19 protein-coding genes are annotated in these 22,259 nt (G+C 67.2%); 14 read left to right on the top strand and 5 right to left on the bottom strand.

Annotated features, from left to right (window positions below):
• Nucleotides 1–70 precede the first annotated feature (70 nt).
• The gene (locus IBJ82_RS08380; protein WP_194825413.1) at nt 71–490 is read left to right on the top strand and encodes a MarR family transcriptional regulator; all 420 of its coding nucleotides are present in this window, start codon (nt 71–73) and stop codon (nt 488–490) included.
• Here the strand turns inward: IBJ82_RS08380 and IBJ82_RS08375 are convergent.
• Together IBJ82_RS08375 and IBJ82_RS08370 are read right to left on the bottom strand one after the other, a co-directional pair.
• Nucleotides 474–1,319, bottom strand: a complete 846-nt coding sequence (locus IBJ82_RS08375; RefSeq protein ID WP_194825412.1) for a helix-turn-helix transcriptional regulator — start codon at nt 1,317–1,319, stop codon at nt 474–476. The genes IBJ82_RS08380 and IBJ82_RS08375 overlap by 17 nt on opposite strands.
• Nucleotides 1,320–1,442: 123 nt before the next feature.
• A complete protein-coding gene (locus IBJ82_RS08370) occupies nt 1,443–2,027 on the bottom strand; it encodes a DUF4282 domain-containing protein (RefSeq protein WP_194825411.1) in 585 nt (194 codons plus the stop codon).
• A 194-nt stretch (nt 2,028–2,221) separates the two neighbouring features.
• Between IBJ82_RS08370 and IBJ82_RS08365 the strand changes: the two genes are divergently transcribed.
• The 3 genes from IBJ82_RS08365 to IBJ82_RS08355 all read left to right on the top strand — a co-directional run bounded on the left by IBJ82_RS08365 (nt 2,222) and on the right by IBJ82_RS08355 (nt 5,802).
• On the top strand, nt 2,222–2,728 hold the full coding sequence (locus tag IBJ82_RS08365; protein ID WP_194825410.1) for a hypothetical protein: 507 nt from the start codon (nt 2,222–2,224) through the stop codon (nt 2,726–2,728).
• 107 nt (nt 2,729–2,835) lie between these two features.
• The gene (locus tag IBJ82_RS08360) at nt 2,836–5,010 is read left to right on the top strand and encodes a molybdopterin oxidoreductase family protein (protein ID WP_194825409.1); all 2,175 of its coding nucleotides are present in this window, start codon (nt 2,836–2,838) and stop codon (nt 5,008–5,010) included.
• Between the two features lie 168 nt (nt 5,011–5,178).
• Nucleotides 5,179–5,802: a pyridoxamine 5'-phosphate oxidase family protein gene (locus IBJ82_RS08355; protein ID WP_194825408.1), complete on the top strand. Its 624-nt coding sequence runs from the start codon at nt 5,179–5,181 to the stop codon at nt 5,800–5,802.
• 1 nt (nt 5,803) lies between these two features.
• On the opposite strand, the gene IBJ82_RS08350 is transcribed toward IBJ82_RS08355, so the two are convergent.
• Nucleotides 5,804–6,301: a GtrA family protein gene (locus IBJ82_RS08350; protein ID WP_228536804.1), complete on the bottom strand. Its 498-nt coding sequence runs from the start codon at nt 6,299–6,301 to the stop codon at nt 5,804–5,806.
• A gap of 15 nt (nt 6,302–6,316) precedes the next feature.
• Between IBJ82_RS08350 and IBJ82_RS08345 the strand changes: the two genes are divergently transcribed.
• From IBJ82_RS08345 to IBJ82_RS08335, 3 genes are all read left to right on the top strand, one after another.
• Nucleotides 6,317–7,744: an FAD-binding oxidoreductase gene (locus IBJ82_RS08345; RefSeq protein WP_194825407.1), complete on the top strand. Its 1,428-nt coding sequence runs from the start codon at nt 6,317–6,319 to the stop codon at nt 7,742–7,744.
• Complete coding sequence (locus tag IBJ82_RS08340) at nt 7,741–8,520, top strand: decaprenylphospho-beta-D-erythro-pentofuranosid-2-ulose 2-reductase (RefSeq protein WP_194825406.1); 780 nt, start codon at nt 7,741–7,743, stop codon at nt 8,518–8,520. Before IBJ82_RS08345 ends, IBJ82_RS08340 begins: the two co-directional genes overlap by 4 nt.
• A gap of 115 nt (nt 8,521–8,635) precedes the next feature.
• The gene (locus IBJ82_RS08335; protein ID WP_194825405.1) at nt 8,636–10,543 is read left to right on the top strand and encodes a galactan 5-O-arabinofuranosyltransferase; all 1,908 of its coding nucleotides are present in this window, start codon (nt 8,636–8,638) and stop codon (nt 10,541–10,543) included.
• A gap of 36 nt (nt 10,544–10,579) precedes the next feature.
• Here IBJ82_RS08335 and IBJ82_RS08330 read toward each other — a convergent pair whose 3' ends face one another.
• Nucleotides 10,580–11,209: a TIGR03086 family metal-binding protein gene (locus tag IBJ82_RS08330; protein WP_194825404.1), complete on the bottom strand. Its 630-nt coding sequence runs from the start codon at nt 11,207–11,209 to the stop codon at nt 10,580–10,582.
• An 83-nt stretch (nt 11,210–11,292) separates the two neighbouring features.
• Here IBJ82_RS08330 and IBJ82_RS08325 point away from each other — a divergent pair, with 83 nt between their 5' ends.
• From IBJ82_RS08325 to IBJ82_RS08305, 5 genes are all read left to right on the top strand, one after another.
• Nucleotides 11,293–12,255: a YafY family protein gene (locus IBJ82_RS08325; protein ID WP_194825403.1), complete on the top strand. Its 963-nt coding sequence runs from the start codon at nt 11,293–11,295 to the stop codon at nt 12,253–12,255.
• Between the two features lie 178 nt (nt 12,256–12,433).
• Nucleotides 12,434–12,976: a hypothetical protein gene (locus IBJ82_RS08320; RefSeq protein ID WP_194825402.1), complete on the top strand. Its 543-nt coding sequence runs from the start codon at nt 12,434–12,436 to the stop codon at nt 12,974–12,976.
• Between the two features lie 215 nt (nt 12,977–13,191).
• Complete coding sequence (locus IBJ82_RS08315) at nt 13,192–13,704, top strand: hypothetical protein (protein WP_194825401.1); 513 nt, start codon at nt 13,192–13,194, stop codon at nt 13,702–13,704.
• A gap of 135 nt (nt 13,705–13,839) precedes the next feature.
• On the top strand, nt 13,840–17,160 hold the full coding sequence (locus tag IBJ82_RS08310) for an arabinosyltransferase domain-containing protein (protein ID WP_370585291.1): 3,321 nt from the start codon (nt 13,840–13,842) through the stop codon (nt 17,158–17,160).
• 183 nt (nt 17,161–17,343) lie between these two features.
• Entirely contained in the window at nt 17,344–17,484 is a 141-nt protein-coding gene (locus IBJ82_RS08305) for a hypothetical protein (protein ID WP_165610232.1), read from the top strand.
• Nucleotides 17,485–17,670: 186 nt separating this feature from the next.
• Here IBJ82_RS08305 and IBJ82_RS08300 read toward each other — a convergent pair whose 3' ends face one another.
• Nucleotides 17,671–21,003: an arabinosyltransferase domain-containing protein gene (locus IBJ82_RS08300; RefSeq protein WP_370585222.1), complete on the bottom strand. Its 3,333-nt coding sequence runs from the start codon at nt 21,001–21,003 to the stop codon at nt 17,671–17,673.
• A 78-nt stretch (nt 21,004–21,081) separates the two neighbouring features.
• Here IBJ82_RS08300 and IBJ82_RS08295 point away from each other — a divergent pair, with 78 nt between their 5' ends.
• Nucleotides 21,082–21,579 carry a peptidylprolyl isomerase gene (locus IBJ82_RS08295; RefSeq protein ID WP_194825400.1) on the top strand — a complete coding sequence of 166 codons (498 nt, stop codon included), beginning with the start codon at nt 21,082–21,084 and terminating at the stop codon, nt 21,577–21,579.
• A gap of 147 nt (nt 21,580–21,726) precedes the next feature.
• Nucleotides 21,727–22,254, top strand: coding sequence for a hypothetical protein (locus tag IBJ82_RS08290; RefSeq protein WP_194825399.1), 528 nt, complete (start codon nt 21,727–21,729; stop codon nt 22,252–22,254).
• Nucleotides 22,255–22,259 lie beyond the last annotated feature (5 nt).

The raw sequence follows: 22,259 nt of genomic DNA, 5'->3' as shown, positions 1-22,259 counted from the left end.
TGCGTGTGCATTAATTGCCAACACATAAAATGCCGTTGCATGAACAGGCGCGGACCACTAAGGTGGGGCCATGAACCCGGCCGCAACGTCAGCTCGGCGCACCGAAGCGCCCACCGAGCTGGTCGGTCAGTGGCGCGAACTACTCGGCAGACATGCCGCCGTGAGTTGCGCCCTGGAGAAGGCGCTCCAAAAGGACCACGAGATCGGCCTCAGCGAATTCGAAACGCTGGACCGACTGGTCGACGCGGCGTGTCAGAAGTACCGCATGACGGAACTGGCCCAGGACATCTACCTGAGCCAGAGCGCGCTGTCGCGCGCGGTGGCCAGACTGGAACGCGACGGACTGGTCGAGCGGAGCATGTGCGATCTCGACCGTCGCGCCATCTTCGTCCAACTCACCGACAAGGGCAGGGCGGTCTACGACCGCGCCCTGCCCACCCACCGTTCGGTGCTCGCCGGTTCGTGGGACAGCCCTACAGCGTGCCCGTAGCCGCCACGGTGATGTCGGTGAACGCCTGCCGGTAGCGGTCGCATTCGACCGGTTTGTCCAGATAGCTGCTGCCCGCGAAGGTTTCCACGTAGACCACCGGCGGCTCCGGTCGATCCACCGAATCGTCGACCCCGAAATCCAGGATCACGAACCGGCCGGATTCGAGACCGGCGTGATAGCCGGAATCGCCGGGAACCACCTGGATGCGCACCGTGTCACGCTCGGCCAGGTCCCGCAATCGCGCGAGCTGACCCGCGCGCACGCGCTCGTCGCCGATGAAGCGGGTGAGCACCGACTCGGCCAGCACCACGTCCAGTCGCAACGGGTCATCGGCCCTGGTGACCAGGGCCTGCCTGGCGGCGAGCACCCGTAGCCTGCGCTCGAGCTCGGCCTCGGTCAGGTCCGGAATCGTCTGCTCGAACAGCGCTTTCGCGTAGTCCTGGGTCTGCAACAGTGCCGGGACCAGGCCGTCCTCGTAGAGTGCCAGCCCCGACGCGGCTTCCTCGAGGCCGATGTAGACCTCGAATCCCTCCGCGATCACATCGCCGTAGCTCGTCCACCAACCCCGTGCCTTGGTTTCGCGAGCGAGGGCGGCCAGCGGTTCGACCAGATCGGCCGGCGCGCCGTACACCTTGCACATGGCCTCGACGTCGAGGCTGCGCAACGACGTCTGCCCCGTTTCGATCCGCCAGATCTTCGCTTCCGACCACTCCAGTTGCGCCGCCGCGGTTCTCGTGGTCATCCGCGCACGATTGCGCAGGTCACGCAAGTGCCTGCCCAACTGTCTGCGCGGCATCGTGGAACCCGTGACGCCCTGTGGTGAAGCCATACTTCCCCCCTGTATCCGAACTCCGGTCTCCGGACAGAACTTTCGGAGACCGCCCTACGCGGCCGACATATCGTCGGATCTGCGTACGGATTGTTTCACAATGAATCGGACACCGCGCAAGACCTACTTTTTCTTGCGGAACCGCCAGAACTGCACTGCTCGAACATCTTCGGAGAGCTGGTTCACCGGCTCGGCGACATCGGACAGGGCCTGGAACAGGCCATCGGCCAGTTCGCTGATGTGCTCGACGCGGCCTGCCAACCGGGCGGCGTTGTCGGCGAATTCGAGCATCAGGCGCACCGAGGCCGCGATGGTGAGCCCCAGCGGCACGGCGACGAGCGCGGCGAGCACTCCCAGCAGCGCCGAGGCCTTCCACATCAGCACCGTGAGCGCGATCGGCACGCCGATGCCGAAGGAAACGACGCCCAAAACGTAGGCGAGCGGCAGCAATGTCCTGGTCGCGGGCCTGCGGAACTGCACGTCGAGCAGGGAACGGCCCGCTTCGGCAGCCCACTGCTTGGCCGAACCGGTAGTGCGGAAGGGCTCTTCGAACCCCGCGTCGCGCGCCAGGTCTGCCTCGTACGTACCCTCGACGGGACGAGCCGGACGCTTTCCGTCGCTTTCTTTCCAAGAGAGCCAACGTGATTCGGCTTCGAACTCCTCGGCATCCTCGTCGTTCGACTCGGGGGTGCCAGGCGCTTCGGTCATAGTCCGAATCCTGCCCGCTTTCGCCCGCGACGCCAACCCCGGCGGCGCCTTACCTGCGATAGCGAAGGTTACCGAACTGAGACGAAGCAGACACTCTCGAATATTTTTCGGTAACGGCGTAACAAGTGGACTACCCCGCGCCGATACGCCCATGAACGCAGGAACAGAGCTCTTCGGGGAATGGAGAACACACAGTGCGCACGACGTTTCCGACCACCACTACGGCCGCCGACAAAGGTGCCGCCGCGCAGGAGTACACCGCGCGTGGATGGACGGTCGCTGAAACCACCAACGGTCTGTGCTTGATCACCGATGACGAAGTCTCGGCCATCGAGATCACCGGCGAGATCGCAGGCGATGTCCGCCGCTTCCTGCGCGCCAACAACCTGTCCGGCCCCGTGATCGAGATCCCGGGCCAGGAGCGTCGCGAGATCCACCTGGTCACCGGAGTCCGCAAGGCCGCCATGGCGATCGAGGCCATGCGTGAGGCAGGCGTCATCGTGCACACCGACGGTGCGAGCATCCCGCTGCCGCCGACCCAGCTGGCCGCGGGCAGCGCCTCCTGGAGTGTCGCTCCCACCGAGGCTCGCTGGATCCCGCCGGTCGTCGCCCTCGGTGCGGCCGTGCGCTCGGCGATGGCGCGCAAGCAGTCCGGCAGCAAGCAGACCGGCAAGCGCACAGCGCTGACTCTGGCCAGCTGACCTGAACCAGCCCGAACCCGCGATCCGCGACGCCTCCCCGACGTCGCAGCTCGCGGGTTTTCGGCGTTTCCGGCCATCGCCCACCCCGGTGGGCGTAAGCATGAGATATGGCTTCTCGTTCGCTGTCTTCTCGGACCGCTTTGCGTACCTGTCCGCTGTGCGAGGCCGTCTGCGGTCTCACAATCACTCTCGACGACGCCGACCGGGTGCTGTCGGTACGCGGTGATCGCGACGACCCGTTCAGCAAGGGCTTCCTGTGCCCGAAGGGCGCCAGCTTCGGCCAACTCGACAACGATCCCGACCTGGTCACCACCCCGCTGATCCGCGACGGTGACGGATTCCGCGCCGCGAGCTGGGACGAGGCGTTCGACCTGATCGCGGCCGCCTTCGCCGAGATCCCCAGCGGCTCGTCCGCCATGTACCTGGGCAATCCCAACGCGCACACCGTCGCGGGCGCGCTCTATGTGCCCGCGCTCATCCGCGCGTTGAGCACTCGCCATATCTACACCGCGAGCTCCGCCGATCAGATGCCGAAACAGGTCGCGGCCGGGCTCATGTTCGGCGACCCGCTCAAGGTCCCGGTCCCCGACCTCGACCGCACCGATTTCCTGCTGATGCTCGGCGCCAATCCGCTCGAGTCCAACGGGTCGCTGTGCACCGCGCCCGATTTTCCCGGCCGACTCAAGGCGTTGCGGGCTCGCGGGGGCAAGCTGGTCGTGGTCGATCCGCGTGAAACCAGAACCGCCGCACTCGCCGACCAGCACCTGTTCATCCGGCCGGGCGCCGACGCCTATCTGCTGTTCGGTGTGGTGCACACGCTGTTCGACGAAGGTCTCACGGACGTACGCGTCGACGTCGCCGGGCTCGACGAACTGCGCGCTGCCGCGCTCGAGTTCCCGCCCGAAGCGGTAGCCGAGCGCACCGGCATCCCCGCCGACACCATTCGCACACTGACCCGCGAACTCGCCGCCGCGCCCACGTCGGCCGTCTACGCGCGGATCGGCACCTGCACCGCGGAGTTCGGCACGCTCACCCAGTGGCTGGTCGACGCCGTCAATACCCTCACCGGCAACCTCGACTCCCCCGGCGGCGCCATGTTCGCCGACGCGGCGGCGGGCGGAGTGCAGCGATCAAGGCCGTTCCGGCTCGGCCGCTGGACCAGCCGCGTTCGCGAGCTGCCGGAGTCGATGGGCGAACTGCCCGTCGCCACCCTCGCCGACGAGATCGAAACCCCGGGCGAGGGGCAGATCAAGGCGCTGGTGACGGTCGCGGGCAACCCCGTGCTTTCCGCGCCGAGCGGTGCGCGACTGGACAAGGGTCTGGCCGGGCTGGAGTTCATGGTCAGTGTCGATCGCTACGTCAACGAAACCACCAGACACGCGAATGTGATCCTGCCGCCGCCGCGCTCGGTGCAGTCACCACACTTCGATTTCGCGCTGCTGCAGTTCGCGGTGCGCAACTACGCGCGCTACTCACCGCCGGTGGTCGCCCTGGGCGACCGGCCGTCGGAATCGGCGGTGGTGGCCCGCCTCGCGGCCGCGGTGAGTGGTCAGCCCCATACCGGAACGGGCGCGGCGAGCCCGCTCGCGATGATCGACGAACTCGTCATCGCGGGCACCCTGCACAAGGCCGACATGAGCGAACGCCGCGAGGAGCTGACCGGCGCGAACACCACCGAGCAGCGCCTCGACCTGATGCTCAAGCTCGGCCCGTACGGTGCCTGGAACGGCGGGGAACTGAGCCTGAAAACCCTGCTCGACAACCCGCACGGCATCGACCTCGGCCCGCTGCGGCCGCTGCTGCCCGGCATCCTGCGGACCGCGTCGAACAGGGTCGAGCTGGCCCCGCCACAGCTGCTGGCGGACGTGACGCGCCTGCGGGCCGGACTGGCGAGCACCGCGCCCGCGATGGTGCTGATCGGACGACGTCAGCTGCGCTCCAACAACAGCTGGATGCACAACATCTCGGGCCTGGTCGGCGGCTCCAACCGCTGCACGCTGCAGGTACACCCCGACGACGCGACCCGTCTCGGCCTCGGCGAACAGGCCGAGATCACCTCGGCGGCCGGCTCGTTGACGGTGCAAGTGGAGCTGACGCCGACGATCATGCCCGGCGTGGTGAGCCTGCCGCACGGCTGGGGCCACGGCGCGAGCACCACCCAGTCGGTCGCGCTGGCGCATGCCGGAGTGAATGCCAATGTGCTGACCGATGATTCGGTGGTCGACGCGGTGTCGGGCACCGCTGTGTTCAACGGAGTACCGGTGACGGTAGGTCCGGCCTGATCGGTCCTGGCCTGGAAACTGTTGCGCAAACTCGGCTTTCATCCCATTCGCAACAATGGAGACGCCCCGCCAACAGTGAGAGTCCCCTAGACTGGGTGAGATTGCGGTCACAGCGGGGGTTTCGTCTAGAGGCCCGCATCAACCGGTACGGCTAGCAGAGGGGGCCCGATGCCCGAAAAATTCGTCGGCAGCGACGGAGAACACGAGCTACAGGACACGTTGGGAACCTCGGACAGGGCCGAGCGCTTCTACGACGACCAGGTGATCGACTACCTGAACCCCACGATGGTGGATTTCGTCGCTCGCATGGACATGGCCTTCATCGCCACCGCCGATTCACACGGGGAATGTGACTCCAGCTTCCGGGCGGGGACGCCCGGATTTCTGCACGTGATCGACGATCGCACGATTGCGTACCCCGAGTATCGAGGTAACGGGGTGATGGCCAGCCTGGGCAATCTCCTCGAGAACCCGCACGTCGGGATCCTGATGATCGACTTCGTTCGCGACCTCATCGGCCTGCACATCAACGGGAAAGCCCGCATGGTCGCCGACAGCGAGCTGCGCGGCACCGTCACCGACCTGCCACCTGCCGAGCGGGGGAAAACCTCGCAGGTGTGGGTCGTCGTCGATGTCGAAGAGGCCTACATCCACTGCCGCAAACACATTCCGCAGATGGTGCCGGTCGCGCGGGACCAGCGCGAATGGGGTACCGACAACGTGCGCGCCAAGGGTGGCGACTACTTCGGCGTCAAGGCGGGCCGACAGCATGTCGAGGCCAAAGCGGGCTGACTTATTTGATCTTGAAGATCACCGCACGCTGCACCACGAAGTTGATGACCGTTGCGGTGCCCTGCGCGACGACGAACGCGAGCGGCTGACGCCACCACTCGTCGGCCAGCGCGAAGTACATCGCCGCGTAGATCCCGACCTGCACGGCGAAGGTCACCGCGTACAGCGCGACCACCGCGAGGAACCGTGCCCTGCTCGGCTCGGCGTTGAACGTCCAGCGCCGATTGATCAGGTACGCGGTGGTCGTGCCCGCGATGAAGCTGATCGCCTTGGCGAGAATCTCCGGCAAACCGAGCACGTTCGACAGCAGAGCGAGCAGTCCGAAGTCGACGACAGCCGACAAACCCCCGGTCAGCGTGAACCGCACGATCTGCGTCTTGAGGTCTACATCGGTCCCGCCGGGCTCGTCGACCAGGGGAATTTCGGCGGGCAGCGGCAGATGCGGTTGGGCTTGCACGTGAGGAAGACTACGAGACCGGTCGCTCCTCGCGCCATGCATGTAGCCTCTTAGCCGATGTCTGAGAACATTTCGACCACCAACGATGACGCGTTCGCGCTACCCACGCGCACCCGCAAGCTCACCGGTTGGGGTCGCACCGCACCCACCTCCGCCGAAGTGCTCTCGACCAGCGATCCGGAATTGATCGCCAAGGCCGTGAGCATGGTGGCGCAGGACAACGACTCGAAGCCGGCGCATCTGCGACGCGGCGTGATCGCGCGTGGCCTAGGCCGCTCGTACGGCGATCATGCCCAGAACGCGGGCGGGCTCGTCATCGACATGCCCGCGCTCAACCGCGTTCACCGCATCGACCGCGATTCGCGCATGGTCGAGGTGGACGGCGGTGTGAGCCTGGACCAGCTGATGAAGGCCGCGCTGCCCTTCGGCCTGTGGGTGCCCGTGCTACCCGGTACTCGCCAGGTGACCATCGGCGGCGCCATCGCCTCCGATATCCACGGCAAGAACCACCACAGCGAGGGCAGCTTCGGCAACCACGTCCGCTCGATCGACCTGCTCACCGCCGACGGCGCGGTGCGCACGATCTCGCCGACCGAGGACGCCGAGCTGTTCTGGGCGACTGTCGGCGGCAACGGCCTGACCGGCATCATCCTGCGCGCCACCATCGAGATGGCGCCCACCGAGACCGCGTACTTCCTCAACGACGGCGTCAAGACCTCGACGCTGGACGAGACGATCGCGGCACACAGCGACGGCAGCGAAGCGGACTACACGTACTCGAGCGCGTGGTTCGACGTGATCAGTCCGCTGCCCAAGCTCGGCCGCAGCACGATCACCCGAGGCCGCCTCGCCAAACTCGACGAGCTGCCCAAGAAGCTGCAGAAGAAGCCGCTCGCGTTCGACGCGCCCCACTTGATGACGGTGCCGGATATCTTCCCGAACTTCACCATGAACAAGCTGACGCTGTCGGCCGTCGGTGAGGCGTACTACGCGATGGGCGGGAACTACACCGGCAAGGTGCAGAATCTGACGCAGTTCTACCACCCGCTCGACATGATCTCGGAGTGGAACCGCGGCTACGGCTCCAACGGCTTTCTGCAGTACCAGTTCGTGGTGCCGACCGAGGCCGTCGAGGAATTCAAGCGGATCATCATCGACATCCAGGCTTCCGGGCACTACTCGGCGCTGAATGTGTTCAAGCTGTTCGGTCCGGGTAACCAGGCTCCGCTGAGCTTCCCGATGCCGGGCTGGAACATCTGCGTCGACTTCCCGATCAAGAAGGGCCTCAACGAGCTGGTCACCGATCTGGACCGGCGCGTGATGGAGTTCGGCGGGCGGCTGTACACCGCGAAGGACTCGCGCACTTCCGCCGAGGCGTTCCACAAGATGTACCCGCGGATCGACGAATGGATCAAGGTCCGCCGCAGCGTCGACCCGAATGGCGTGTTCATGTCCGATATGGCCAGGAGGCTGGAGCTCCAGTGATCAACGCAGTTGGCAACCCGCAGACCATCCTGCTCTTCGGTGGCACCTCCGAGATCGGTCTCGCGATCTGCGCCGAGTACCTGCGCAAGAGCCCGGCCCGGATCATCCTGGCGAACCTGCCCGGCGATCCGCTGCTCGAGAACGCCGTCACCACGCTGAAGGCCGCGGGCGCGACCCAGGTCGACGTCATCGACTTCGACGCGCTCGACACCGACGCACACCCGAAGGTCGTCGATTCGGCGTTCGCCGCGGGTGACGTCGATGTCGCGATCGTGGCGTTCGGCGTGCTCGGCGATGCCGAGGAGCTGTGGCAGAACCAGCGCAAGGCGGTCATGACCGTCGGCATCAACTACACCGCCGGTGTCTCGGTGGGCGTGCTGGTCGGCGACAAGTTCAAGGCACAGGGCCACGGCCGGATCATCGTGATGTCCTCGGTGGCCGGTGAGCGCGTTCGCCGCTCCAACTTCGTCTACGGCTCCACCAAGGCGGGGCTCGACGGCTTCTACCTCGGCCTCGGCGAAGCGCTGCGCCCCTTCGGCCCTCGCGTCACCGTCATCCGCCCGATGCAGGTGCGCACCTCGGCGACCAAGGCCCACTGGGAAGCCACCGGTTCCAAGGAAGCCCCGCTCACCGTCGACCCGGAAGACGTCGCCAAGCTGGCCGTCACCGCGTCGGAGAAGGGCACCGAGATCGTCTGGGCCCCCGGCGAGGCCCGCTTCCTGATGTCGGCCCTGCGTCACGTGCCGCGCCCGATCTTCCGCAAGCTCCCGATCTGATCGACTGCGTTTCGGACTGCCGCATCATCCCCGGATGGTGCGGCAGTTCTGCGTTGGGGCTCCACTAGGCTGGCCCGGACCGTTGAGCACAGTGGAGCCGGAGGATTGCGCGCCGATGACGACCAATGACGAGGTGCGAGCGGGGCGCAGGATCTGGACCGGGGTCGGTGAGGGGGTCGCCGCCGCGGTGGTGGCACTCGTTGTCGCCGCGGTGGGACTGTTCGCGTTCTCGGCGGTGCAGTGGCCCGCGTTCAACTCCTCCCATGTGACTCGCGCCCTGACCACGGTGGGCCAGGTTGTTTCGATCGCGCTGCTGGTGATCTCGGTACTGTTGATCCGCCTGCGGAAGTGGCCGATGGCGGCGAAACTGCTGTCCTGGGTGGGTATTTCGAGCTTTGTCACGGTCACGCTCGGGATGCCGCTGGCCGCGACGAAGTTGTACCTGTTCGGTGTCTCGGTGGATCAGGAATTCCGGACCGAATATCTGACGCGGCTCACCGACAGCGCCGCCCTGCGCGATATGACCTATGTGGATCTGCCGCCGTTCTATCCGGCCGGGTGGTTCTGGATCGGCGGGCGCGTGGGCAACGTGCTCGGCATGGACGGCTGGGAAGTGTTCAAGCCGTACGCGATCGGGCTGCTCGCCATTGCCGCCGCGGTGGCACTGGTGTTGTGGATGCAGTTGGTACGGGCAGATATGGCGGTGGGGGCCGCTACCGCTGTCACGGCGATGACGTTGGCTTACGCCTCGCCGGAGGCTTATGGCGCGGTGCTCGTGGTGTTCATTCCGCCGGTGCTGGTACTGGCATGGGGTGCGTTGCATCGCCGTTCCGGCGGGTGGGGCGCGGTGCTCGGAACCGGGGTGTTCCTCGGGGTGGCCGCGTGTTTCTACACGTTGTATCTGGCGATCGCGGCGTTCACCGTGGTGATCATGGGGGTGGTGGCGGCCGCCGCGGCGCCCGCCTGGCGTGCGGCGATTGCCCCGCTGACCAGGCTGGCGGCCATCGGCGGTCTCGCCATCGTGCTCGCCCTCGTCGTGTGGGCGCCGTATCTGCTGAAGATGCTGTCCGGTGCGAAGATGCCGTCCGGCAACGCCTTCCACTATCTGCCCGAATCCGGCGCCCAGCTCGCGTTCCCGATGCTCGAGTTCTCCCTGCGCGGAGCGTTCTGCCTGCTCGGTGTGCTGTGGCTGGTGATCAGGGCCGGATCATCCAGGCGCGCACAGGCGCTCGGCCTCGGCGTCGTCTCGATCTACCTGTGGACGCTGCTCTCGATGGCGGCGACCGCGGCGGGCACGACCCTGCTGTCCTTCCGACTCGAGCCGGTCCTGCTCGCCTTGCTCGCCGCCGCAGGCGTTTTCGGCTTCGTCGAAGGCGCGACCGCCGTCTACCAGGCGTTGAACGAACCCGCCCCCCTGCGGACCGCCGCGGCGGTGATCGCCGTGCTCGGTGCTCTCGCCTTCGCCCAGATGATCCCCACCGTCCTCACCCACGAGATCGACACCGCCTACACCGACACCGTGCCCACCGACGTACCGAACGCCGACGGCACCTACGGGGAACGCGCCGACAAACGCAAGCCCTCCGCGGTCGCGTACTACCACGCCGTCGACGAGGCCATCCTGGCCCGCACCGGCAGGCCCCGAGACGAATCCGTCGTCCTCACCGCCGACACCTCTTTCCTGGCCTTCTACCCCTACTGGGGCTTCCAGGCCCTCACCTCCCACTACGCGAACCCTTTGTCCGACTTCAAGGCTCGCGCCGCCACCATCGCCGACTGGAGCAAGCTCCCCGACTCCCCCGCCCTGGTCGACGCTCTGTCGAAGTCGCCATGGCGGGCCCCCGACGCCTTCCTCTTCCGCAACGACGGCGACAACTACACCCTGCGCCTGGCCGAGGACGTCTACCCGAACGACCCGAACGTCAAGCGCTACACGGTGTCGTTCCCCAAGTCCCTGTTCACCGATCCCGCCTTCACCGCCACCGAGATCGGTCCCTTCACCCTGATCACCGTGCGCCGCTGATCCGCTGATCCGATGCCGCGCTCGGACGATCCCCGCTCACGCGGAGGTGCGGCCGAGATAGTGGAGGAGTTCGGCGGTGGGGGTGGTTGCCGATCCTTCGACGATCGGGGCGTAGGCGCCCCACTGCCGGAGGGGTTCGATGATCTCGGCGTCGGCGCCCGAACCGGGGGCCGGGTGGATCGTGCGGGCGGCCGCGAGGAGGTGAACCGACAGTTCGTCGGTGAGGGGTGACGGCTGACCGGTGGCGATCGCGATGTCCCAGGCGTGGACCGCCGCGTCGAGAGCGGCGAGGGTGGCCGCGACCGGGGTGGGGAGATCGCCGTGCGGGAGAGGCGTGGGCACGGTGGCGGTGTCGGCGGAGACCGTGGCCCAGGCCGCGGCGGTCTGGTCGACGGCTTCGCGGACAAGCGCGGCGGCGGTGCCGTCGATGGCGCCGGAGGGGTCGAAGGGGTTGTAGGACGGGCCGGGGCCGACTCCGAGGGCTGCGGCGTAGGCGAGTTGATCGCCCGCTGCGTGCTGGATGACCTGGGTGACGGTCCAGTCCGAGCAGGGCGTCGGCAGGTCCCACTGGTCGTCGGCGATACCGGCGACGACGTCGCTGAGGGCCTGGTAGGAGGTGGCGACCACGTCGCGCCAGACGGTTTCGAGGGCTGCGGTGCTGTTCATGATGGTGCCTTTCGTTTCGGTGATGACTCCAGCCTAGAAACCTATTAGGCTCATTTCTTTCCTAATTTTCAACGAGGTGAAAAATGGCTGCGACAACCCCGCGCGTCCTGCGTCTACTCGCCCTGTTGCAAGACCGCGGCTACACCGGCCGCGAACTCGCCGAGCGCCTCGACATCACCGAACGCACCGTGCGCAACGACATTTCGCGACTGCGCGAACTCGGTTATCCCGTGCACGCGGAACGGGGCGCGATCGGCGGCTATCGCCTCGGCCGAGGCGCGACCATGCCGCCGCTGCTCCTCGATGACGAGGAAGCCGTCGCGGTCGCGCTGTCCATCGCCGTAGCCCACGACGGCTCGCTCGCCGTCTCCGACATCGGCGACCAGCTCACCAGAGCGCTGCGCAAGATCGAACAGATCCTCCCGAAACGCCTGCAGCGCAAAGTCTCCGCACTGCGCGATGCCACCGAGATCGGCCCGGCCACCACCGGCTCACGCGAACCGGACGCACCGGTCGCCGCCGGCATCCTCACCACCCTGGCCGACGCGGTCCGCCGCACCACCGCCGTCACCGTCGAAACATTCGACGGCACAACAGAGCTCGAGCCCTACCGGCTGATCAACTGGCAACGTCGCTGGTACCTCGTCGCCTACAGCATGAACACCCATGACTGGACGGCACTTCCCGCTGCCGGGATCACCCGCGCCGAGACCGGCGCGCGCGTGTTCGCCCCGCGCGCACTCCCGGACGACGACCTCGTCGCCTTCGTCATGCGCCACATCGCGTCCACCGGCTGGCGCGTGCACGCCCGCGTCACCGTCCTCGAACCCGCCGAGACCGTCATCGCCAGAATCAACCCGGCGGTCGGCGTGGTCGAGCCGATCGACGAGCACAGTTGCGTGCTGCTCACCGGCGCCGACGCGATGGAGACGATCGCGATCTACCTCAGCATGTTGATGATGGATTTCCGCGTCGACGGCCCGCCGGAACTGGTCGCGCATCTGCGCACCCTGGCCCGCCGCTACACCGAATCAGTCGCACCGTGAAGCGGTGCCGATCGTGTTCGATTCGTGCCGGAACCAGGTGTTCATCCCGCCCTCCGGCACTACACTGACGGGTGCGGCACGGTCGTCGCCGACGGAGCGCACAACCCCTCGGCGGCTGGCGTAGGAATCAGATCCTGCACGTCACGGGTCCCGGCGACCCGCTACCGGAGGAGGACGTATGTCCGATCCGTTGCACACGAGGGTGTGCCTCACCGGCCTGAACTGCTCCTGCCCGAGCATCAGCGTTTTCCTGGTGCCCGAACCGCTGGTTCTCGGCGGGCAGATGATGCACCTACTCGAACAGGCCCCGGTCGCCGGGCGAATACTCCAACCCACCCCCGACACCGAACTGATCGACCTGATCCAGGCCGTGCGCACCCCTCTGGACACTCGCGGGCTCGCACGCGCGCAGCAGGTCGCGTTCGCCGGCCCGCGCCACGATCCGCCGGTCGCGCGGGAGGTTCTGCACGACCATCTCATCGAAGAACCCGCGCCGTGGGGGCTCGATGTGGACGATCCGGCCGAGCTCACCCGGCTGGCGATGCTGCCCGAACGGCGCATCGGCGTGCGCCGCATCGACGATTTCCAGGCGCATTCGGTCCGCCAGGCGATGGAGGCCGTCTACCGGTATTTCGCGATCGACCAGCGCATTCCCCTGGTCTATCACGGCTTCGCCGACCCGCGAGAGGGCTGGTTCGCGCTACGCGCATCGGCGGCGTGAGCCGATCCCCGCGGTGTGACGGCGCCGACCCTGTGTCCATCGACACCCGATAGCCACTGGTGTGCGGGAGCTCGATAGACCACAATATGTCCGGTCAGTGTCAACAAACCGCGCGGTCGGTGTCGCGGGGCGAGTACGCTGCGAAATGTTGGAAGTTCGGCCGACCGAAATCAGGTTTTGGTAGCGCTGATCGGTACGGATGCAGAGGTATAGCTATGACGCTCAACCGACCGGAGCGGATCGATCTTTTGTTGACACGGACGCAACGTCTCGGCCGTGAACCCGAACCGCGCGAGCAGCTCGACTCACTCGCCGCGATCGAACGGGTCGTCATCGACGCCACCATCGCCATGCTCGCACCCGGCCAGAAATTCGCACTGCTGTGGTCGCTGCAGGTCGGCGAGCAGACCGTCGCCGGGGTGCAGATCAAAGAGCGCAACGGAACGGTCACCAACCTGATGCCGCCCACCGAGGTGCTCGAATACCTCACCGATCACAAGCGCATGTCCTACGACCCCGAGACCGGGGCCTGGCTCAGCGCCGAGATCTTCATCGCGGGGCCCACGCGATACAAGACCAACTATTCCACCGTTGCCGTCGCGGACTGGATGCCGGAGGTCTCGGCCGACGACCTGCGCGCCGAATTCGCCGCCTTCCCCCGCCCCGACACCGAGATCCCCGACTGGGCCCGAACCCAGCTCGACTGGGCCGACCGCCGCACCGGTTAGACCGTGCGCAGCTGACTGACGCTGTCGCGCCCGCGCTCAATAGGAGCGGCGCCGACCCGCGCACAGGTTCGATGGCTAGCATCAGTCCCCGTGCGACCGGACCGATCTGAACGAGCGTTCACCCGATACCGCCTGATCGCCCTTGTCTGTGGGCTGCTCGGGTTCGTGCTTGCCCTGCTCACACCGCTGTTGCCGGTGCGCCAGGACCGCGCGAGCCTGGACTGGCCGCAGGCGGGCGCGACCAGCGTCGAGGCACCGCTGGTGTCGTATGTGCCGCAGCGGCTCGATGCGCAACTTCCGTGCACGATGCTGAGTGGGCTGCCCGACAACGATGTGCGCGGGCCGCAGGGCGACTACGTCACCCCGCTGACAACCACGCTGCTGACCACGATCCCGGTCGACTCCGGCCAGACCGCCAGGGGCCTGAGCGTCACCTCCCGCGACGGCGTACTCACCGTGCAGGCACGCGACGTGCCGATGCTGTCGGCGCCGCTCGAAGAGATCGCCGCTTGCGACCAGATCTCGATCCAATCCACCATCGCGGCCACCACCGTCGAGTTCCAGGGCGTGACGCGCAAGGACGGCACCCCGTTCCGCAACACCGTCACCGTCGACAAGCGCCCGCAGATCGTGGGCGTCTACACCGACCTCGACTCGGCCGCCATCGCAGGCGCCCGGCTGCACGCCGATATCGACTCCCGCTTCACCTCCACGCCGACGACGCTGAAACTGGTGGCGATTATCGGCGCCGGAGTCTTCACTCTCCTCGCCCTGATCTCCCTGCACCTGCTCGACACCGCCGACGGCCGCCGCGCCCGCCGCTTCCTGCCCCGGCACTGGTGGCGGATCACCCCCACCGACGTGGTGGTGGTCGTGACGCTGCTCGGCTGGCATGTGATCGGCGCCAACACCTCCGACGACGGCTACATCCTCAACATGGCGCGTGCGTCGGGCCCGTCGGGCTACATGGCGAACTACTACCGCTGGTTCGGCGTGCCGGAGGCCCCGTTCGGTTGGTCCTACGAACTGCTCGCCTGGATGACGAAGGTCTCCGACGCCAGCCCGTGGATGCGCCTGCCCGCCCTCGCCGCCGGACTGGTCTGCTGGGCGGTGATCAGCCGAGAAGTGCTGCCCCGCCTCGGTGCTCGCGTGCGCCGCGACAAGGTGGCGCTGTGGACGGCGGGCCTGGTGTTCCTCGCCTTCTGGCTCCCCTACGACAACGGCCTTCGCCCCGAACCACTGATCGCGGCGGGCGCCCTGCTCACCTGGTGCCTCATCGAACGCGCCATCGCCACCGCGCGACTGCTGCCCGCCGCTCTGGCCATCCTCGTCGCCGCGTTCTCGCTGGCGGCAGGCCCGACCGGCCTGATCTGCATCGCCGCGCTGCTCGCGGGCACCCGCCCGGTCATGCAGATCATCATCAAGCGCGCACAAGGCCTGCGACCACGCCGAATCGCCGCCGACAGTGCGGTCGACGCCGCCGACCAGAGTGCCGCGCCCGCCGACCGCAAGCCCGAGCGACTCTCACTCGGCGCCAAGATCTTCCGTTATGCCGCGCTCCTGGCCCCCGGCGTCGCGGCGGGCACGCTGGTACTCATCATCGTCTTCGCCGACCAGACGATGGCCACCGTCATGGAAGCCACCCGAGTCCGCACCCTCGTCGGCCCGAACGTCGCCTGGTTCGACGAGCGCACCCGCTGGGACTCGCTGTTCATGCTCTCCCCCGACGGCTCGCTGGCCCGCCGTTTCGGCGTCCTGGTGATGCTGCTGTGCCTGCTCGTCTGCATCCTGCAGGTCCTGCGCAAGGGCCGCATCCCCGGCACCTCGCGCGGCCCCTCGGTGCGCATCCTCGGCATCGTCTTCGCCGCACTCCTGTTGATGATGTGGACGCCGACCAAGTGGACCCACCACTTCGGCGTCTACGCGGGCCTCGCGGGTTCGCTGGCGGCGTTGGCAGCGGTAGCTGTGGGCACCAACGGAATTCGCGCCCCACGCAATCGATCGCTGTTCGCGGCGGCTGTTCTGTTCCTGCTCGCGATGACCTTCACCGGCTCCAACGGTTGGTGGTACGTGTCCAGCTACGGCGTGCCGTTCTGGGACAAGGCGCCGATGGTGGCGGGCAAGGGCGTTTCGACCCTGTTCCTCGGACTCAGTATTCTCGCCCTTCTCGTCGCGCTGTATTTCCACCTGCGCGACCCCTACCGAACCCCGTCGGATACCGGGCGTTTCGATCGTTTCGCGACCATGCCGCTGACCATCGCCGCGGCCTTGCTCGTGCTGTTCGAGGTGGCGTCGATGGCCAAGGGCGCCATCACCCAGTACCCCGCCTACTCCATCGCGAAGTCGAATATCAATTCGCTGCAAGGCAATACGTGCGGCCTCGCCAATGACGTTCTGGTGGAGACGAATACCGCCGATTCACTGCTCGCCCCCTACACCGGCGCCCCCGCCGACGGGCTGAGCGCCGAATCCACCGGGTTCACCCCGGACGGCGTCGCCGACGATCTCACCGCCGATGCCGACGAAACCGTGGCCGGCGGCGCCAACTCGGTCGACACCGATTCCGCCAACAAGACCACCGAGACCACCGGCGCGGGCACCGGCGGCGGCACCAGCGCCGAACCCGGCATCAACGGCAGCACCGTCGCCCTGCCGTTCGGCCTGGACCCCGCCCGCACCCCGGTCCTCGGCTCCTTCCAGGACGGCGTGCAGCAGCAGGCGAAGCTGACCTCGCAGTGGTACCGCGTCGACCTCGACGACAGCGTGCGCGACGATCCCGCCTATCAGGCCCTCGTGGTCACCGCGGCCGGGCGGATCCGCTACGTCGATACCGACGGCGTGGTGCACTACGGCCAGGATCTGCGCCTGGAATACGGCACCCGCGCCGCCGACGGTTCCGTCGAGGTCACCGGCTCGGTCGCGCCGATGGATATCGGGCCCGCCCCGTCGTGGCGCAACCTGCGCGTGCCGATCGATCAGCTGCCCGACGGCGTGAACGCGGTGCGCCTGGTCGCGGCCGACAACGACATCACCGGCAAGCAGTGGCTCGCGGTCACACCGCCGCGCCTGCCGAAACTGGCCACCCTCGACTCGGTGGTCGGCCGGACGGACCCGGTGCTGCTCGACTGGCACGTCGGCCTCGCGTTCCCCTGCCAGCGCCCGTTCGAGCACCACGACGGCGTCGCGGAAGCCCCACAGTGGCGGATCATGCCCGATAGGGTCGGTTCGGACGCGTCCAACGCCTGGCAGGACGACATCGGTGGCGGCCCGCTCGGGTGGACAAATCTGCTGTTGAAGGCCGAGACTGTGCCCACCTATCTCGACCACGATCTGGGCCGTGACTGGGGCTCGCTGGAGCGGTTCACGCCGTACCAGCCCGCACCGCCCGCGAAGATCGGCGTGACTGTGATCGATCAGACAGGACGAGCCAAAGAACCGGCAATTCGGGCACAGTAGGAGTACGTAGAGACACTGGCAGCGTAAGGGCAGTGACCAGGCACTGGCGCGGGTCTCTCATGAAACCTTCAGCGCCCGTTAGGGTTTCAGTTTGATGAAACACCTGTAAATGCCAGGGTAAAGGTCCTGTGCCTGCACGTTTGAGCACGTACCCTGGTGGGTATGACAGGAGCCTTCGATGACATGGATCTACGAGATCTCGTCGAGTTGCTCAGCAACGACGAGAAGCAAGAACTACGACCGGCCGTAATGCGGGTACTGGAAAGACTGCCTTCACAAGAGGTATTACGCCGCGACCTGAACCGTCGCATGCTCAACGTCTGACTCCTGTCCCTCATACGACCACAAAGGCGCGGACCACATCCTGTGATCCGCGCCTTTATCTTTGGCGGCTGGCGCCGCGAATTCTCGGCCCTGTGGGCCTCGATCTTCCCTCCCTACGGGTACTCCTTCGTCGCACCCTTCGGTCAGTCCAGATCGAGGCGGCCGAGAACTACCAGACCTGCATGGCTAGAAGACCCGCAGGGGGCCCGGGCTCCACAGGCCGTTCCGCGGCGCGGTGCCGGTCTCCAGCTCGGCAGGGGTGGCCTGCGCGTACTGGTCGTAGCGTTCCAGCGAGCCCCAGTCGCGGGCCCAGTCGTCCTTCAGGTAGGTCGGGATGGTGACCCGGCTCGCCAACATCTGCGTCATGCCGAGCGGACCACCGAACTCCTGCGCCTGCCAGGTGTCGGTCGACGAGATCGCCAGCGGACGGTCCGGCAGGATCCGGTAGTTCGCCACCTCGGCCACGCCGTTCTTGTGCGCGAACGGACGCTGGCACGGGAACTGCAGGCCGACGGCCCAGTCCAGCAGTACCGGCTGGTCACGGCCGATGAACGTGTCCAGAGTCTGCAGCTTCGGCACCCGAGGCGGGGTGAACGCCAGCCACTGATCGCCGATCAGGATCGGGTCGTTGACCATCACGCGAACCGCGTTCACCTCGGCGGGGAGGTCGGCCAGCGGCACACGCAGGTTGCGCCACGACGGGGCAGGGCCGATATCGCGCGGCTGGTAGGCGCCGAGCGTGGTGACACTGCCGTCGGGGTTGCGGGTGCCGTATTCGACGAACAGCGCCTGGCCGTACTTGTCGGAGCCCGAGTCGTCCTTGGAGGCGATGCGACCGGCCGCGCTGATCACGACCAGCGGCGAGTCGTCCGAGCGGGCGGGCAGACCGTACCAGGCCGATTCCAGGTGGGCCGGCTGCTGCATGCCCTCCTGGTAGGAGCCCAGAATCGGGGTCTGGGCCGGGTCGAGGCCGAACGGCAGCGCCACGGTCGAACCGTTGATGCCGCGCGCGCCCTCGCCGCCGCCGGTGCCCGCGCTCTCGCCTTCGGCGAAGGCCGCGCCGACCGACTGGTTGCTGGTGTTACCGGTGCCCGGCTTCACCTCGACCGCGTCGGCCGACAGGTCGCCCGGCACGCCGTTGGGGGTGAACCCGACCGAGCCGGTGCCCGCGAGCGGATCGTTGGGGTCGGTGAACGGACGGGCCGGGTCGACGATCGGGTCGAGCCTGCCGCCGTTCGGGTCGGGTTCGACCAGCACGTCGTTGGCCAGGCCACACGAGTTGTTGCTCAGCGCGTCGATGTTGGAGCGGCCGAGCGAGTAGCCGGGGTACTGCTGCGTCGCGCCCTTGACCAGCGAGAGCACTTCGAACAGCACCATCAGTCCGACCACGATGGTCAGCGGGATGGCGGCGAACTTGCGAATCCTTCTGCCGCGCTCGGTCTTCGCCGAGGGCACCGGCTTCACGTAATCCTCGCGCAGCGCGTACCAGCCGACCAGCGCCAAGGCCACGCCGAACAGGATCAGCATCACGGTGTTGGAGTTGATGCCACTCACCGAGATGGTCCTGTCGAACCACGGCACGCCGTAGCTGGACACGTACCAGTAGCCGTTGATGCCCGAGAACGACAGCGCGAGCACGAACAGCAATCCGGCCAGGAAGATCGCCCGATTCTTTCGTGACCGCAGCGCGCTCTGTGATACCGCCACCGCCGTTACCGCCGCGAGCCCACCCGCGATGCCCGCGTAGGCGCCGAAGTGGTGGGTCCACTTGGTGGGATTGAACATCATGAAGAAGATCGTGCCGAAGACGATTCCCATCAAACGCCAGGTCGGACCCGACGCGATCCCCGGCACCTGACGGCGGCGCAGCAGCACCAGCAGCGTCGTGAACAGGCACAGCAGCATCACCAGGAAGGCGAAACGGCGCGCCAGCGAGCCGTCCACGGTCTCGACGAACATGTAGTAGTAGCGCAGGTAGTCCTCGTACCAGGCCAGGTTCGGGCCGGTGGCCTGACGCACCCGGTTGGCTTCCTGAATACCCGCGAAGGTCTGGTCGCCGTAGACGACCGTGAGCACGAGCACGCCCGCCGACGCGATCGGAGCCAGCAGCGCGAGCGTGCCGAACTCGCGATGACGGCGCACGATGATCCGCACCAGCGGCCGGATACCGGCCAGCAGCGCGGCGATACACATCAGGCCGGTGGGCGCGGCGGCGAGGGTGAACGCCGCGATCAGCACCGCGATACCCGCGGGCAGCAGGCGGCCGGTGGCGATGGCGCGTTCGATGGAAACCCAGGTGAGCAGTGCGCCGAGGGCGACGATCGGCTCCGAGCGCAGGCCGTTGTCGAACGGCAGCCAGAACGCCAGGAACACCAGCCCACCGGTCCACAGCGCCACCTGAGAGCGCTTCACGGCGTTGCCGAGGCGGGGCACCACCTCGCGGCTGATCACCATCCAGCACAGGATCGCGCAGATCAGGGCGGGCACGCGCACCCACGGGCTGGCCGTGGAGATCTCGCCGAACACCTGGATGACGTAGTAGTACCAGCCGAACGGCGCCTCGGGGACGCCGTACCAGCGGAAGTAGTTGGCCATATAGCCCGCGTCGGGGGCCACACGCACCATCGACAGGATGTAGCCGTCGTCGGAGGTGTTGGCGCCGACGAAATGCCAGACCAGCAGTGTGCCGACCACCGCACCGTCGGCCCAGGTCGGCTTCAGCCAGTTGCGCGGCAGGAAGCGGCGGTGCCCACGCCCGTCACTGCCGTCGAGACGGCCCAGCGCGCCGAGCGCGAGCAGGGTGCACAGCACGGCCGCCACGATCGCGACCAGCTTGATCAGCGAGGGGCTCGACGAGAAGCGGGTGTCGATCGTCGAGGTCAGCGACAGACCTTCCGGCACCGCGCCTTCGAGATCGGTGAACACGCCGACGATCTGGGGCCGCAGGTCACCGGCGAGCTGCCCCTGCACGGGCACTTGCACGGTTTCCACCGCGCCCGGCTGACCAGCGATCGGCCGCTCGACCGGCTTGCTCAGCCCCACGAACTCCGCACTCGTGCGGTTGCGATCGGACTTGATCAGGATCGCCGAGCACCCGTCCATCGCCGACCGGTCCGCCGAGGCGACCACCGCGTTGCGATCCACCACATCGACGGCGGTATCGGACACGCGCACGAACAACGCCTCCAGCGCCGCTCGATCGCCCTGCGGGGGCGCGGTCGCCAGCAGCATGCCGCCCTGCTCGGGCAGCGTCGCCACGGCGCTACACGGGATCGACACATTCAGATCGATCGGCACCTGCGACATCAGCGGTGCGGCCACATTCGCGAGCGTGCCGTTCTGCGGCCAGTTCAGTTGCGCGGTCGTCTGGGTGACCGGCAGAAACGGCGTGGCCACCGCGAACAGGGCCCCGAGAATCCCGGCGACCATCGCGATCCATCGCGCGATCCGGAAGTCCTTCGCGGAGGCCACCGGTTCGGCAGGAGGCTTGGTAAGAACGGCTGTAGCGGCGTCTGGCACGGTTCGACATGCTATCTCTCCCTCGGTACTTGTGAGGGGTCGCACGCCTTAGTAGTGGACTTCCCTAGACTCGACTCCATGACCAAGGTGAATCTCGAAACCAATTACGGACCGATCGTGCTCGAGTTGGACGACCAGGCCGCGCCGAACACGGTCGCCAACTTCGTGAACTACGTGAACTCGGGCCATTACGCCGGCACCGTGTTCCATCGCGTCATCCCCGGTTTCATGGTGCAGGGCGGCGGCTTCGAGCCCGGCCTGAAGCAGAAGCCGACTCAGGCGCCGATCCAGAACGAGGCCACCAACGGCCTGAAGAACGACAAGTACACCGTCGCGATGGCCCGCACCAACGACCCCCACTCGGCCACCGCGCAGTTCTTCGTCAACATCTCCGACAACGCCTTCCTCAACCACTCCGCGCCCCAGGGCCAGGGCTGGGGCTACGCCGTCTTCGGCAAGGTCACCGACGGCTTCGAGGTAGTCGACAAGATCGCCGCCGTCACCACCGGCAGCGCGGGCCCCCACCAGGACGTCCCGGTCGACGACGTCATCATCGAATCCGCCTCTGTCGCCTAATTTCTCGACGCAGTGTGCCGGGCCGTCACCGAATTCATCGGTGGCGGCCCGTTTTTTTGACTATCAAGTCGTCGCCGATGCGATCGTGAAGGTGTTGCAGCGCAAGCGGTACGGTGTCTCGACTGTTCAAAGTTCTTGGGGGAATACGTGAAAGACCTTCTTTACTCGGCGCTGGGCGTGGTGTTCGGCGCCTTCCTCGTTTTCGGCGGAATCTTCACGCTCAACAGCGGTGCCGACTGCAACGGCAAGGCCATGTCGGCGGGCCAGATCTGCGTGACGACCAGCAAGGGCTCGTCGGTGGAGCGGGACGCCGCCGAGCAACAATCCCTGAACAAGCGCACCGGGTGGATGCTGATCGGCGGCGGCGCCGTGATGGGCATCGGTTCCGCGTTCTGGCTGCGGAGCAATCTCCGGTCGCGCCGGGCTCGCCGGGCCGCTACCGCGCCGCAGGGTTTCCCGCCCGCCGGTGCGCCGATGCCCGCCCCGCATGGGCAGCCACAGGCGCAGGGCCAGTGGCAGCAGGCCGCACCGGCTCCGTATCCGCAAGCCCAGGGCCAGTGGCCGCAGGGAGCTCCGGGATACGGCGCACCCGCTTACGCGCCACACGCCCAGAACCAACCGCACGCACCGCACCCGGGCGCCGGGTACAACGCGAACCCGAACTACCGACGGTAACGGGT

This window comes from Nocardia sp. XZ_19_231 (genome assembly GCF_015355705.1).
GTDB lineage: Bacteria > Actinomycetota > Actinomycetes > Mycobacteriales > Mycobacteriaceae > Nocardia > Nocardia salmonicida.
Note: the sequence above shows the minus strand (reverse complement) of the source record. Positions and strands in the feature narration are given on the sequence as shown.

Coding starts and splice junctions, on each gene's coding strand:
- IBJ82_RS08380 (WP_194825413.1), top strand. CDS start 71: ATGAACCCGGCCGCAACGTCAGCTCGGCGCACCGAAGCGCCCACCGAG.
- IBJ82_RS08375 (WP_194825412.1), bottom strand. CDS start 1,319: ATGGCTTCACCACAGGGCGTCACGGGTTCCACGATGCCGCGCAGACAG.
- IBJ82_RS08370 (WP_194825411.1), bottom strand. CDS start 2,027: ATGACCGAAGCGCCTGGCACCCCCGAGTCGAACGACGAGGATGCCGAG.
- IBJ82_RS08360 (WP_194825409.1), top strand. CDS start 2,836: ATGGCTTCTCGTTCGCTGTCTTCTCGGACCGCTTTGCGTACCTGTCCG.
- IBJ82_RS08355 (WP_194825408.1), top strand. CDS start 5,179: ATGCCCGAAAAATTCGTCGGCAGCGACGGAGAACACGAGCTACAGGAC.
- IBJ82_RS08350 (WP_228536804.1), bottom strand. CDS start 6,301: ATGCATGGCGCGAGGAGCGACCGGTCTCGTAGTCTTCCTCACGTGCAA.
- IBJ82_RS08345 (WP_194825407.1), top strand. CDS start 6,317: ATGTCTGAGAACATTTCGACCACCAACGATGACGCGTTCGCGCTACCC.
- IBJ82_RS08335 (WP_194825405.1), top strand. CDS start 8,636: ATGACGACCAATGACGAGGTGCGAGCGGGGCGCAGGATCTGGACCGGG.
- IBJ82_RS08330 (WP_194825404.1), bottom strand. CDS start 11,209: ATGAACAGCACCGCAGCCCTCGAAACCGTCTGGCGCGACGTGGTCGCC.
- IBJ82_RS08325 (WP_194825403.1), top strand. CDS start 11,293: ATGGCTGCGACAACCCCGCGCGTCCTGCGTCTACTCGCCCTGTTGCAA.
- IBJ82_RS08320 (WP_194825402.1), top strand. CDS start 12,434: ATGTCCGATCCGTTGCACACGAGGGTGTGCCTCACCGGCCTGAACTGC.
- IBJ82_RS08315 (WP_194825401.1), top strand. CDS start 13,192: ATGACGCTCAACCGACCGGAGCGGATCGATCTTTTGTTGACACGGACG.
- IBJ82_RS08305 (WP_165610232.1), top strand. CDS start 17,344: ATGGATCTACGAGATCTCGTCGAGTTGCTCAGCAACGACGAGAAGCAA.
- IBJ82_RS08295 (WP_194825400.1), top strand. CDS start 21,082: ATGACCAAGGTGAATCTCGAAACCAATTACGGACCGATCGTGCTCGAG.